This is a genomic window from Mycolicibacterium sphagni (genome assembly GCF_002250655.1).
Lineage (GTDB): Bacteria > Actinomycetota > Actinomycetes > Mycobacteriales > Mycobacteriaceae > Mycobacterium > Mycobacterium sphagni.
Map to the genome: position 1 here is coordinate 135,985 of NZ_NOZR01000003.1, position 13,138 is coordinate 149,122.

Here is a 13,138-nt window from a genome sequence, read left to right on the forward strand (position 1 = left end):
CATCGCATGAGTCTGACCGACATCCCGCTCACCACGCTCACCGGCGCATCCACCTCGCTGGCCGACTATGCCGACCGCGCGGTCCTCCTGGTCAACGTCGCCTCCAAGTGCGGCCTGACCCCGCAGTACGCAGCGCTGGAGCAGCTGGCCCGTGACTACGCCGACCGGGGCCTGACCGTCATCGGCGTGCCGTGCAACCAGTTCATGGGCCAGGAGCCGGGAACGGCGGAGGAAATCCAGACCTTCTGCTCGACTACCTACGGTGTGACGTTCCCGCTGCTGGCCAAGACCGACGTCAATGGGTCTGACCGGCATCCGTTGTACGCCGAGCTCACCACTTTCGCCGACGGTGACGGTGAAGCCGGCGACATCCAGTGGAACTTCGAGAAGTTCGTCATCGCGCCTGGCGGTACGGTCGTCAACCGGTTCCGGCCGCGCACCGAACCGGATGCCCCCGAAGTGGTCGCCGCGATCGAGGCGGTCCTGCCGGGCTGAACCCGATGGTCGCCTGACATCTGACTGGCAGACACCGTCTGGACACTTGAAATTGCCACACTGCGAAGGTGGCTGGCCAACTCCTCGTGTCGGTGTCCGGGATCAGTGATCGGACGCGCCACGACGTTGAAGAGTTCTGCGGCGCACTCGATGCCCGCACAGTTCCGCTGTCACTGCTCGTCGCGCCGAGGCTCAGGGATGGCTACCGCCTGGAATCCGACGCACGCACCATCGGCTGGCTGACGGGCCGCCGGGGCGGCGGCGACGCGGTGGTGCTGCACGGGTTCGACGCGGCCGCCACCAAGAAGCGCCGCGGCGAGTTCGCCGCGTTACGCGCCCACGAGGCCAACCTTCGGCTGATGGGCGCCGACCGGGTTCTCGAGCACGTCGGCCTGCGCACCCGCTTGTTCGCGGCGCCGGGTTGGACGGTGTCCTCGGGAACCGCATTGGCGCTGCCCCGCAACGGCTTCCGACTGCTCGTCGATCTGCACGGGGTCACCGACCTGGTGTCGGGCGTTACGGTGCGCACCCGGGTGCTGGGCATCGGCGGAGGTTTCGTCACCGAACCGTGGTGGTGCCGCACGCTGGTGCTGTCCGCGGAGCGCACCGCGCGCCGCGGCGGTATCGTCCGATTGACCGTCACCGCGCGGCAATTGGGCAAGGTCGGCCCGCGACAGGCCATGCTCGACGCGATCGACCTGGCCTTGATGCACGGCTGCACACCCACTGTGTACCGGTGGGAAAAAGACGCCACCGCCGCGTCTGCGGCGTGACTAGCGGCCTGACCCGCTCGCCGTCGTCGCCATCCCGCCGTCGACCGGGATGATCGCCCCGTTCACGTAGGCCCCGGCCCGGCTGGCCAGAAATACCGCGATACCGGCCATGTCGTCCTCGCGGCCGATCCGCCGCATCGGCGACGAGGCCGCGATCGCATCGCCGAACGCGTCCAGCGTGGCGGCCATCATCTTCGACTGGAACGGGCCGGGGGCCACAGCGTTCACCGTGACATGTTGTGGTCCAAGCTCTTTGGCCAGCACCCGGGTCAGCTGATGCAGCGCGGCCTTGCTGGCCGAGTAGGAGTAGGTATGCGTCACCGGGACGTGGATCCCGTCGATACTGCCGATGTTGATCACCCGCGCGGGGTCGTCCGCAGTGCCGGCCGTGCGCAGCGCATCCGCCAGCTCCTGCACCATCCAGAACGGCGACTTCACGTTGAGGTCGAGCACCTTGTCCCACGCCGATGCGGGAAACGACTCCAGCGGCTCACCCCACGTCGCTCCGGCGTTGTTGACCAGGATGTGCAGCTGGTCGGGGTCGGTGCCGGCGAGCACCTCGGCGGCCAACCGCTTGCACTCGTCCTGACTGGACAGATCGGCCGGAATGGCACGGACCGCCCCGAACGCCGAGAGCTCCTCGACGGCCTGCTCGCACTTGTCGGCCTTGCGGGAACTGATGATCACGCTGGCGCCGGCCTGCAGCAGACCGCGCGCGATCATCACCCCGATGCCGCTGCTGCCGCCGGTCACCAGCGCGGTCTTGCCGGACAGTCCGAATAGGTGATCCAAATCAGCAGAACTCATCAAAACCCTCTCAGCGCAGGATATTTCAGAACCGGAACGACTTCTCTTCCGGCAATACCCTGAAGTCGGTGTCGGTCATCTCGGTCAGCCGACCGTAATAGATTCCCCGCGCCTCCGGTGCCACTACGCCCTGATGAATCGGCACGGCGTGCTCGGGCGCGACCGCCCGCAGGTAGTCGACCGCCTCGGAGATCTTCATCCACGGCGCGGCTGCCGGGGTGGCCAGCACGTCCACCGGCTCGCCGGGCACGAACAAGGCGTCGCCGGGATGCATGAGCCGGGCGGGGTGCTCGGCATCGCCGACCAGATACGAGATGTTGTCGATCACCGGGATCTCCGGATGGATCACGGCATGCCGGCCGCCCACTCCGCGGATGGTCAGCCCCGCCACGTCCAGCTGGTCGCCGACATGCACCGCCCGCCACGGTTCACCGAGCTCGGCCGCGGTCGCGGGATCGGCGTACAGCACCGCGTTCGGGTTGGCCTCCATCAGCGCGGGCAGTCGATCCCGGTCGGCGTGGTCGGGATGTTGATGGGTGATCAGGATGGCCGATAACCCCGTCACACCCTCGAAACCGTGGGAGAAGTTGCCCGGATCGAACAACAGCGTCGCGCCGTCGAACTCGGCGAGAAGACATGAATGCCCGAAATGCGTGAGTTCCATGTTTACGATTGTGCGCGCATGGGGAGGCGTGAACACGTGCGATTGGTCGTCGCGATGATGCTGGTGGCCTGCGGGCTCGCCGTCGCACCGCCCGCTGCCGCCGAACCCGACCTGTGCCCGCCCAATTGCGACCGCATCCCCGACGCAGCCTGGATCGCGCCGTGGGCGATGCCGCTCAATGCCCGCTACACCTGGCCCCGCCTGGCCGGGGTAGCAGTCACCGCCCCCGCACCCCGGTTCCGCTTCGAGGAACTGTGCGGCACGCCGCCGGTGGCTGCCGACCCGCGCGCTTACGCCGTCGCCGAACGGGCCACCGTAGTCAATCCCGACGGCCAGTGGCAGCTGCAAGCCACTGTGGTGCACTGGCGCGGCGAGACCTGGCGCGGCGGTCAACTGGCCGACGATGTCTTTCACACCGCGGTCGCTTCGCTGCGGTCCTGCCAGCGCACCAATCCGATGGCCTCACCGTCGCTGACGGTCGACGAGCCAGACCGGGTGGCGGCAGTGATCAGCGGACCGGTGATCCTGCACGAGTTCCTGGTGGCCAGCCCGGCCAACAGCACGGTGACGGAATTGGCGCTGTGGGCTAGCGCTCCGCCGCTGATCGCGTGGCCGATGGGCGGCGACGAGACGGTGCTCGAGGAGCTCGGCGCGCCGCTGTGCACCGCCTACATCGGGTCGTGCCCGTGACCCGCCGGTACAGTTACAGCGCAACATTCGTCGACGTCAGCAGGAGCGACTGTGGCCCGTGTAGTGGTCAACGTGATGCCCAAAGCCGAGATCCTCGACCCGCAGGGTCAGGCGATCGTCGGCGCATTGGGCCGGCTGGGACACGCCGGAATCTCAGATGTCCGGCAGGGCAAGCGATTCGAGCTCGAAGTCGACGATTCGATCAGCGACTCGGAGCTGGCTGAGATCGCCGAGTCGCTGCTGGCCAACACCGTCATCGAGGACTGGTCGGTCACCCGGGATCCCTCGTGAGCGCGCGGATCGGGGTCATCACCTTCCCCGGCACGCTCGACGACGTCGACGCCGCCCGCGCGGTGCGGCTGGCCGGCGCCGAGGCGGTCAGCCTCTGGCACGGCGACGCCGACCTCAAGGGCGTCGACGCTGTGGTGGTGCCCGGTGGTTTCTCCTATGGGGACTACCTGCGCTGCGGCGCGATCGCCAAGTTCGCGCCCGTCATGGGTGAGGTCATCACCGCGGCCGGCTCGGGGTTGCCGGTGCTCGGCATCTGCAACGGTTTCCAGGTGCTGTGCGAGGCGGGACTGCTGCCCGGCGCGCTGACCCGCAATGCGGGCCTGCACTTCGTCTGCCGCGACGTGTGGCTGAAGGTCAACTCGATCACCAGCGCGTGGACGTCGCGCTACGAGTCCGGCGCCGAGCTGCTGATACCGCTGAAATCCGGGGAAGGCCGCTACGTGGCCAGTGAGGCCGTGCTCGACGAACTCGAGGGCGAGGGCCGGGTGGTCTTCCGCTACGCCGACAACCCGAACGGCTCGATGCGCGATATCGCCGGAATAAGCTCGGCCAACGGCCGGGTCGTCGGGCTGATGCCGCACCCGGAGCACGCCACCGAAGCGCTGACCGGCCCGTCGGACGACGGGCTCGGACTGTTCTACTCCGCGCTGGACGCCGTGCTGGCCGCCTCCTAGACAGTCCGGCTCAGGCGGTCAGCGCGACCGACGCCTCTGCGGTGTAGCAGAGGAACGTCAGCGTCTCCTGCATGTACAGCTGCACGCTGTCGGCGTCGTGGCTCAGGTAGCCGATCGCGACATCGGTGCCCAACTGGAGGTCGAAGTCCCCGCCGCGGGTGCTCAGCAGGAACGCGCCGTCGATCGCGGGCGCCCAGATGATCTCGCCATCGACCAGCCGGTTGAGGTGCTCGCGGATCGGATAGCCGTGCTCGGTGGTCTCACTGACCTTGGTGTAGGCGTCGGCGGACAGCAGCACCGAGTAGGGCCCGTCCACGCCGGCCAGCCGAAGCTCGGACAGCGCCTGGGCGAAAACGTCCGGGTACTCGCGGGCATCCTCGGGCAGCGCCAGCGCCGGGTTGGAGCTGCAGCTGCGGATGCCGTCGATCGACGCCGCGGAGTAGCCCTCGAAGATCGCCCGGTCCTCGATGAACGCCAGCTTCTTGGCGGCGTCCTTGACCGGATCCCAGTCGGAGTCCTGGGCGCCGCGCTCCACGTCGTCGATCGCGTTGCGCGACACGGTGAAGGGCACCCGCAGCCGCACCAGCGGCTTGGACTCGCGAAGGTGGGCCACCACACCGTCGGCCGGCGCGGGCACGTCGCGCAGATGGCCGGTGCTGACCGCAGCCGTCACCGGCCCGCCCGGCTCGCTCACGTCCACGACCCGACGACCGGCGATGTGTCGCTTGAAGGTCCGGGTGGCCTCCAATTCGATTTCATCCCAAGCGGATTCGGTGATCGGGGCGAGCTCGCGGTAAAGGTTGTTCATCAGGGCTGTCCTTTCAGGCTGCCGATCGCCAATGTGCCGTCGGAGGGGGTGGCGAATGCCGGGGGAGCTGTCGCGATCTCACCGAAGTCCGGCAAGGGCGGGGGATCGTCGAGGAAGTCGACGACGGGGGTGAAGAACAGGGCGCCCGTCAGCGCCGTGGAGAAGTCGAGGATGCGGTCGGTGTTGCCTGGCGGGTCCCCGATGAACATGTTCTCCAGCATCTTCTCGGTGACGTCCGGGGACCGCGAATAGCCGATGTAGTACGTCCCGAACTCGCCCTTGCCGATCTCGCCGAACGGCATGTTGGCCCGCACGATCTTGCGCTCGTTGCCGTCAGCGTCCTCGATCACGTTCAGCGCGAGGTGGGAATTCGCAGGCTTCACGTCGTCGGCCATTTCGATGTCCTCGAGCTTGCTGCGCCCGATCACGCGTTCCTGCTCGGTCACCGACAACGACTCCCACGACGACATGTCGTGAACGTACTTCTGGATGTGCACGTAGCAGCCACCTGCGAAATCCGGGTCCTCGTCGCCGATCTCGGTGGCGCTCACCGCCACCGGGCCGGCCGGATTCTCGGTGCCGTCGACGAAGCCGAGCAGATCGCGGTTGTCGAAGAACTTGAAGCCGTGCACCTCGTCGACGATCGTGATCGCCCCGGCCATCGCCTTGGCTACCCGCCCGGCCAGCTCGAAGCAGACGTCGAGCACCTCGGCGCGGATGTGGAACAGCAGATCGCCCGGTGTCGAGGGCGCGTGGTGACGGGCACCGGTCAGCTCGATGAACGGGTGCAGATCCTTGGGCCGCGGCCCGGAGAACAACCGATCCCAGGCGTCGGACCCGATCGAGGTGACCATCGACAGGTGTTTGGACGGATCGCGAAACCCGACCGCCCGCGTCAGACCCGACAGATCGGCCAGTGCATCGTGCACCACCGCCTCGCCGCCGTCATCGATGGTCGCCACCAGAAAAATGGCCGCCGGTGTCAAGGGCGCCAGCACCGGTTGCGGCTGTGGAGGAGGCACCGTTAGACCCTAACCAATACGACGTCGGCGATGATGGTGAACATGTCCACAGGTGCCACCGCGCACGGGTTGTGCGAATTCATCGACGCGTCACCGTCGCCGTTCCACGTCTGCCAGACGGTGGCGGCGCGGCTGCGCGCCGCCGGCTACACCGAGCTCGCCGAGACCGACCGATGGCCGGACCAGGGCGGCGGATCAGGGCGGTACTTCACGGTGCGGGCCGGCTCGTTGGTGGCGTGGAACAACGCGGGGCGCAGCTCCGACAATTCTCAGCGCCCGTTTCGTGTCATCGGCGGCCACACCGACAGTCCGAACCTGCGGGTCAAACAACATCCGGATCGGGTGGTCGCGGGCTGGCAGGTCGTCGCGCTGGAGCCCTACGGCGGGGCGTGGCTCAACTCGTGGCTGGATCGCGACCTCGGGGTCAGCGGCCGGTTGTCGTTCCGCGACCCCGACGCCGAGGGCGGCGTGTCGCACCGGCTTGTGCTCGTCGACACGCCGATCCTGCGAGTGCCGCAGCTGGCCATCCATCTCGCCGAGGACCGCGGGGCGGTGAAGCTCGATCCGCAGCGGCACGTCAACGCGGTGTGGGGCCTGGGGGAGACGCCCCGCTCGTTCCTCGAGTGGGTCGTCGGGTGGACCGATGTGGACCCGGCCGACCTGTTGTCCGCCGACCTGATGACCCACGACCTGACCCCATCGACACTCGTCGGCGCCGACGGAGAGTTCGTCAGCGCGCCCAGGCTGGACAACCAGGGCACCTGCTATGCCGGGCTGGAGGCGTTCCTGGCCGCCGAGCCGAACGGCTACCTGCCGGTGCTGGCGCTGTTCGACCACGAGGAAGTCGGCTCGACCTCCGATCACGGCGCGCAGTCGGATCTGCTGCTGACGACGCTCGAGCGGATCGTGCTCGCGGCCGGCGGCGACCGGGAGGATTTCCTGCGCCGGCTCACCGCGTCGATGGTGGCCTCCGGCGACATGGCGCACGCCACGCACCCGAACTACCCCGACCGCCACGAACCCGGCCACCTGATCGCCGTGAACGGCGGGCCGGTGCTCAAGGTGCAGCCAAACCTGCGCTACGCCACCGACGGCCGGACGGCGGCCGCGTTCGAACTGGCCTGCCGGCAGGCCGACGTGCCGCTGCAGCGCTACGAGCACCGCGCCGATCTGCCGTGCGGCTCGACCATCGGGCCGATGACATCGGCACGCACCGGCATCCCCACCGTCGACGTCGGGGCTGCCCAGCTGGCCATGCACTCGGCTCGTGAACTGATGGGCGCCGACGACATCGTCGCGTATGCGGCTGCGCTGCAAGCATTTTTGTCACCCGCCTAAGCCGCCCCGTTCACCAGCCGGACGCTTTGCGGACGGTCGCCAAACGCCGCGGCCGCCTATCATCCGCCCGGTGCCGACAACCACGTTGCCGCCAGGTCCGCCGATCCCTCGGGCCGTTCAGGCCGCGTTGGCCGTAGCCGACCGCCGGGCTGCACTGAGAATGGTGCGGCGCCACTATGGCTCCGCGTTCACGCTGAACCTGCCGATCTTCGGCCGCATCGTCGTACTCAGCGATCCCGGCCAGATCCGGGAGCTGTTCACCGCCGGCGCCGACGTCGCCGACACCACCGACGCGAATCTCGGCCGCGTCTTGGGACCCGACTCGATGTTCGCGCTGTCGGGGCAGCGTCATCGAGCGCACCGCAAACTGCTGACACCCCCGTTCAACGGCCGGCGGTTGGCCGCCTACGAGGCGATCGTCGAACGTGAAGCCATCGCGGAATTCGAATCCTGGCCCCAGGAGCACACTTTCGCGGCTCTACCCGCGATGATGCGGATTACCCTGAACGTCATTCTGCGGGCGGTGTTCGGGGCGGACGGCGAGGAGTTCACCCGCCTGCGGGAAATACTCCCCCCGGCCATCCAACTCGGGTCGAAACTCGCACTCATCCCTGTGCCGCAATGGGATTGGGGGCACCTGAGCCCGTGGGGCCGGTTCGGTCAGTACCGCCGCGAATACGACCGGATCGTCGACCGCCTGATCGAGAAGGCGCTGGCTGATCCTGATCTCGAGACCCGTGATGACGTGCTGGCCCTGATGCTACTGAGCCGCTATGAGGACGGTTCGGCCATGACCCGCGGCGAGATCGCCGACGAGCTGATCACTTTGCTCACCGCCGGCCACGAGACGACTGCCACCACGCTGGCCTGGGCCGTGGAGCGGCTGCAGCGGCATCCGGCGCTGCTGGGCCGCCTCGTCGCCGATCTCGACGACGGATCCGAACAATTCCTGTCCGCCACGATCCTGGAGGTCCAGCGCACCCGCCCCGTCATCGACGTGACGTTCCGGCAGGTCACGGCGCAGGAGCTGACACTCGGCCCCTGGACGCTGCCCCAGGGGCAGAGCATCGTGGCCAGCATCGGGTTGGTGCATACCGACGAGACGGTTTTCCCCGACGCCGGCCGGTTCGATCCCGAGCGCTTCCTGTCCCGGTCGCCCGACCCGGGGGAATGGATTCCCTACGGCGGTGGCATCCGGCGCTGCATCGGTGCCGCGTTCGCGAACATGGAGATGCGGGTGGTGCTGCGAACCCTGCTGCGCGACTACACGATCAGGCCGTCGAGAGCGCGCGACGAATCGCAGATGTCCCGCGGGGTGGCGATCGCGCCGGGCAAAGGTGCGCTGTTGCGCACCACGGCCCGGACGCGCGCACACCACTTCGGTGAGGGATGATGCGTACCTGTGGTGCAGTCCCTGATCGCGCTCTCGGTGGTCCTGGCGATCTGGTCTTTGCTCGCCCGCCCGATGCAACGGGGCCGGATCACCGCGCCGATCCTGCTGGTCGTCGTCGGGGCGGGCATCGAATACGGCACCTATAACGCCGTCGCCGACACGCTCAATACCCAGGTCGCCCAGCATCTCGCTGAGCTGATCCTGGCTGTGCTGGTCTTCGTCGACGCCACCGATGTGCGCGGCGGTCTGTTGGGCCGGGATCCCCGCTCGGCGCTGCGGCTGCTGAGCATCGCGCTTCCGCTGAGCATCGGACTGGCGTTCGTGCTGGGGTACTGGCTGTTGCCGGGTGTCACCTGGCCGGTGGCCCTGGTTCTCGCCTGCATCGTGGTGCCGACCGACTTCGCGCCCGCATCCCGAATACTGCGCGACGCACGGATTCCCGAGCGAGTGCGCGACCTGCTCAACGTCGAGGCGGGATACAAAGACGGCATCATCGCTCCGGTACTGGTCTTCGCGCTGGCGCTGGCCTCGGGGCCCGAAGACGCCGAACCGCCGATGGACGCGTTCGCCGAGGCGGTCCCCGAGGTCGGTATCGCCCTCGTCGTCGGCCCTGTCGTCGGATGGGTACTCGGCAAGCTGGCCAACACCGCCGAACGGCGCAACCTGATGACCGACCAATCCAAACGGATCATCTTCGTTGCCGCCCCGCTGCTGTCCTACTCGCTGAGCGTCGGTCTCGGCGGCAACGGGTTCGTATCGGCGTTCCTCTGCGGGATGGCACTCAACTACGTGCGCCGGGCGCAGGGCAACCGCAGGGAGCTGGAACTCATCGACGACGTCGCCGTGCTGCTGACCGCCTTCATGTGGTTCGTGGTGGCCGGCATCGGCGTCATCGCGCTGATGTCGGGCGGCATCACCTGGGGCATGGTCGGCTACACCGTGCTGGCCGTTGGCGTCGTCCGGCTGATTCCGGTGCTGCTCGGGCTGCTCGGATCGCGGCTGGACTGGCGGGAGCGGCTGCTCGTCGGCTGGCTGGGGCCACGGGGGACCACCTCGATCGTGTTCGGTCTGCTGGCATTCAACGTGCTCGAGGGCGACGTCGAGAAGACGGCGTTGTTGATCATGGTGCTGGTGGTGCTGAGCAGCGTGCTGGTACACGGCCTCAGCGCGTCCTACGTCGCGCACGTCTTTGCGCGTTCCACTGTGCGACGGCGGGGCAGCGCGGCGCTGCGCCACTAGACTGTTCTGCGTGACATCTGGGCTCACTGGAGCTGTCGACAGCGTCGACCATGCGACGACCACCCCCGAGCACCCGCAGCCGTACCGCGAACTCGGCCTCAAAGACGACGAATATCAGCGGATCCGGGACATCCTCGGCCGCAGGCCCACCGACGCCGAACTCGCGATGTACTCGGTGATGTGGAGCGAACACTGCTCCTACAAGTCATCCAAGGTGCACCTTCGGTACTTCGGCGAGACCACCACCGACGAGATGCGCAAGTCGATGCTGGCCGGCATCGGCGAGAACGCCGGCGTGGTCGACATCGGCGACGGCTGGGCGGTGACCTTCAAGGTGGAATCGCACAACCACCCGTCGTACGTCGAGCCCTACCAGGGCGCGGCCACTGGGGTGGGCGGCATCGTCCGCGACATCATGGCGATGGGCGCGCGGCCGGTGGCCGTGATGGACCAGCTGCGGTTCGGTGCGGCCGACGCCCCCGACACCCGCCGGGTGCTCGACGGCGTGGTCCGCGGTATCGGCGGCTACGGCAACTCCCTGGGCCTGCCCAACATCGGCGGAGAGACCGTCTTCGACGCGTCCTATGCCGGCAACCCGTTGGTCAACGCACTGTGCGTGGGCGTGCTGCGCAAGGAAGATCTGCACCTGGCGTTCGCCTCCGGCACCGGCAACAAGATCATCCTGTTCGGAGCGCGCACCGGGCTGGACGGTATCGGCGGGGTGTCGGTGCTGGCCAGCGACACCTTCGGCGGCGACGAGGGATCCGGCCCCGGCCGCAAGAAACTGCCCAGCGTGCAGGTCGGCGATCCGTTCATGGAGAAAGTGCTCATCGAGTGCTGTCTCGAGCTGTACGCCGCCGGTCTGGTGATCGGGATCCAGGACCTCGGCGGTGCCGGATTGTCCTGCGCTACTTCCGAATTGGCTTCGGCTGGTGACGGCGGTATGGCGATCCAGCTGGAGAAGGTGCCGCAGCGGGCGGCCAACATGACCCCGGCCGAGATCCTGTCCAGCGAGTCGCAGGAACGCATGTGCGCGGTGGTGGCCCCGGAGAACGTGGATGCGTTCATGGCGGTCTGCCGCAAGTGGGAGGTGCTCGCCACCGTGATCGGTGAGGTCACCGACGGCGACCGGCTCCAGATCACCTGGCACGGCGAGACTGTCGTGGACGTGCCGCCCCGAACCGTGGCCCACGAAGGTCCGGTCTACCAGCGGCCGGTCGCCCGTCCCGACTGGCAGGATGCGCTGATCGCCGACACCTCGGCCGCACTGCCGCGCCCGTCGACCGGCGACGAGCTGCGAGCGACCGTGCTTGCGCTGGTTGGCAGTCCGCACCTGTGCAGCCGGGCGTTCATCACCGAGCAGTACGACCGCTACGTGCGTGGCAACACGGTGCTCGCCGAGCACGCCGATGGTGGTGTGCTGCGCATCGACGAAGCCACCGGGCGGGGGATCGCGGTGTCCACGGACGCCTCGGGCCGTTACACCCAGCTCGATCCGTACACCGGCGCTCAGTTGGCCCTGGCCGAGGCATACCGCAATGTCGCCGTCACCGGCGCGACACCGATCGCGGTGACCAACTGCCTGAACTTCGGCTCGCCCGAGGACCCCGGTGTGATGTGGCAGTTCTCTCAGGCCGTTCGCGGACTGGCCGATGGCTGTGCGACCCTTGGCATCCCGGTCACCGGCGGTAACGTGAGCTTCTACAACCAGACCGGGGCGACGGCGATCTTGCCCACCCCGGTGGTGGGGGTGCTCGGCGTCATCGACGACGTGAGCCGGCGGCTGCCCACCGGGCTGGGCAATGAGCCGGGCGAGACGCTGTTCCTGCTCGGTGACACCCGCGACGAGTTCGACGGTTCGATCTGGGCGCAGGTCACCGCAGACCACCTCGGGGGTGTGCCACCGAAGGTGGACCTGGCCCGCGAGAAGCTGCTGTCCGAAGTGCTGGCGGCGGCATCCCGCGACGGTCTCGCCTCGGCCGCGCACGACCTGAGCGAAGGCGGCCTCATCCAGACGCTGGTCGAGGCGGCGCTGGCCGGCGAAACCGGTTGCCGCATCGTGCTTCCCAGTGAATATGAGTCAGCGGTGGATGCCTTTGTTCTGCTGTTCTCCGAATCCGCTGGCCGTGCCCTGGTCGCGGTTCCGCGCACCGAGGAGAGCCGGTTCGTATCGATGTGCGAAGCTCGCGGACTGCCGGCCACCCGCATCGGGGTGTCGGACCCCGGCTCGGACGCCCTTGAGGTCCAGGGCCTGTTCACGGTGACGCTGGAAGAGCTGCGCACCACCTCCGAGAAAGTGTTGCCCGGGCTCTTCGGATGACCAGTGCGGTCGAATTCCATTGATCGACAAGCAATTTGGCAATCCTGCAGTAGGAGCGGCAGCCGGCACCGGGCTGGCTCTGGCGGTGCGTGCGCCGCTGGGGCTGCGTCCGCCGCAGTTGTGGTCCGGGCTCAGGTACGGCGGGGCCGTGGCGGGAGCGGTGAGCGCGGGCGTCGCAGCGACCACTGCGCTGCCGCGGGTGCGCGCCGCGATGCACGATCGCGACCTACCCGCGGGCACGCGACGCTGGCTGGCGCTGGACATTCCGCTTGGCACTGTGTGGACGGAGGAGACGCTCTTCCGCGGGATGCTCCAGACCCTCGCCACGCGGGCGGTCGGGCAAAGCCGCGGACGGTTACTGCAGGCCGCCGCCTTCGGGCTCTGGCACATCCCCGATGCCAGGAAGACCGGCGAGCCGGTCGTGGGCACCGTGCTGGTGACCGGTCTGGCGGGGTGGGCATTCGGCTGGCTGGCCGAGCGCTCCGGCAGCGTGCTGGCTCCGGTGCTGGCTCACCTGGCGATCAACGAAGCCGGTGCGGTGGCCGCCCTGCTCGTGCAGCGGCGGACGGTACGGTGGAGGAGATAGCGCCTAGGGTTCCGGCACGCGTGCGTCTGGTCCGAGCG

General features: G+C 68.2%; 14 protein-coding genes. 10 read left to right on the forward strand and 4 right to left on the reverse strand.

The genetic code is table 11. From position 1 onward, the window contains the following. Window positions 1-6: 6 nt before the first annotated feature. Window positions 7-495: a glutathione peroxidase gene (locus CG716_RS04580; protein WP_094476915.1), complete on the forward strand. Its 489-nt coding sequence runs from the start codon at window positions 7-9 to the stop codon at window positions 493-495. Between the two features lie 68 nt (window positions 496-563). After that, window positions 564-1,268, forward strand: a complete 705-nt coding sequence (locus CG716_RS04585; protein WP_094476917.1) for a DUF2334 domain-containing protein — start codon at window positions 564-566, stop codon at window positions 1,266-1,268. Here CG716_RS04585 and CG716_RS04590 read toward each other — a convergent pair whose 3' ends face one another. Then, complete coding sequence (locus CG716_RS04590) at window positions 1,269-2,075, reverse strand: SDR family oxidoreductase (RefSeq protein ID WP_094476919.1); 807 nt, start codon at window positions 2,073-2,075, stop codon at window positions 1,269-1,271. Between the two features lie 25 nt (window positions 2,076-2,100). Beyond that, window positions 2,101-2,739: an MBL fold metallo-hydrolase gene (locus CG716_RS04595; protein ID WP_094477349.1), complete on the reverse strand. Its 639-nt coding sequence runs from the start codon at window positions 2,737-2,739 to the stop codon at window positions 2,101-2,103. Between CG716_RS04595 and CG716_RS04600 the strand changes: the two genes are divergently transcribed. The 3 genes from CG716_RS04600 to purQ are packed head-to-tail and all read left to right on the forward strand — an operon-like array spanning window position 2,716 to window position 4,394. Next, window positions 2,716-3,429, forward strand: a complete 714-nt coding sequence (locus tag CG716_RS04600; protein WP_094477351.1) for an ATPase — start codon at window positions 2,716-2,718, stop codon at window positions 3,427-3,429. The two genes, CG716_RS04595 and CG716_RS04600, sit on opposite strands and share 24 nt — an antisense overlap. 51 nt (window positions 3,430-3,480) lie before the next feature. Then, window positions 3,481-3,720 carry a phosphoribosylformylglycinamidine synthase subunit PurS gene (gene purS / locus CG716_RS04605; protein WP_094476921.1) on the forward strand — a complete coding sequence of 80 codons (240 nt, stop codon included), beginning with the start codon at window positions 3,481-3,483 and terminating at the stop codon, window positions 3,718-3,720. Then, the gene (gene purQ, locus CG716_RS04610) at window positions 3,717-4,394 is read left to right on the forward strand and encodes a phosphoribosylformylglycinamidine synthase subunit PurQ (RefSeq protein ID WP_094476923.1); all 678 of its coding nucleotides are present in this window, start codon (window positions 3,717-3,719) and stop codon (window positions 4,392-4,394) included. Before purS ends, purQ begins: the two co-directional genes overlap by 4 nt. 10 nt (window positions 4,395-4,404) lie before the next feature. On the opposite strand, the gene CG716_RS04615 is transcribed toward purQ, so the two are convergent. Next, a complete protein-coding gene (locus CG716_RS04615) occupies window positions 4,405-5,202 on the reverse strand; it encodes a family 1 encapsulin nanocompartment shell protein (RefSeq protein ID WP_094476925.1) in 798 nt (265 codons plus the stop codon). Then, a complete protein-coding gene (locus CG716_RS04620) occupies window positions 5,202-6,224 on the reverse strand; it encodes a Dyp-type peroxidase (protein WP_094476927.1) in 1,023 nt (340 codons plus the stop codon). The genes CG716_RS04615 and CG716_RS04620 overlap by 1 nt, the downstream gene beginning before the upstream one ends. Before the next feature lie 42 nt (window positions 6,225-6,266). Between CG716_RS04620 and CG716_RS04625 the strand changes: the two genes are divergently transcribed. From CG716_RS04625 to CG716_RS04645, 5 genes are all read left to right on the forward strand, one after another. Next, window positions 6,267-7,562: a M18 family aminopeptidase gene (locus CG716_RS04625; RefSeq protein ID WP_094477353.1), complete on the forward strand. Its 1,296-nt coding sequence runs from the start codon at window positions 6,267-6,269 to the stop codon at window positions 7,560-7,562. A gap of 70 nt (window positions 7,563-7,632) precedes the next feature. Then, window positions 7,633-8,955 (forward strand): cytochrome P450, encoded by a 1,323-nt coding sequence (locus tag CG716_RS04630; protein ID WP_094476929.1) that lies wholly within the window; start codon window positions 7,633-7,635, stop codon window positions 8,953-8,955. A 9-nt stretch (window positions 8,956-8,964) separates the two neighbouring features. Continuing rightward, entirely contained in the window at window positions 8,965-10,194 is a 1,230-nt protein-coding gene (locus tag CG716_RS04635) for a cation:proton antiporter (protein ID WP_094476931.1), read from the forward strand. Window positions 10,195-10,204: 10 nt separating this feature from the next. Continuing rightward, on the forward strand, window positions 10,205-12,514 hold the full coding sequence (gene purL, locus CG716_RS04640) for a phosphoribosylformylglycinamidine synthase subunit PurL (protein WP_094476933.1): 2,310 nt from the start codon (window positions 10,205-10,207) through the stop codon (window positions 12,512-12,514). Window positions 12,515-12,533: 19 nt separating this feature from the next. Beyond that, the gene (locus CG716_RS04645; protein WP_234817712.1) at window positions 12,534-13,100 is read left to right on the forward strand and encodes an Rv0804 family intramembrane glutamic endopeptidase; all 567 of its coding nucleotides are present in this window, start codon (window positions 12,534-12,536) and stop codon (window positions 13,098-13,100) included. The last annotated feature ends 38 nt before the right edge of the window (window positions 13,101-13,138 follow it).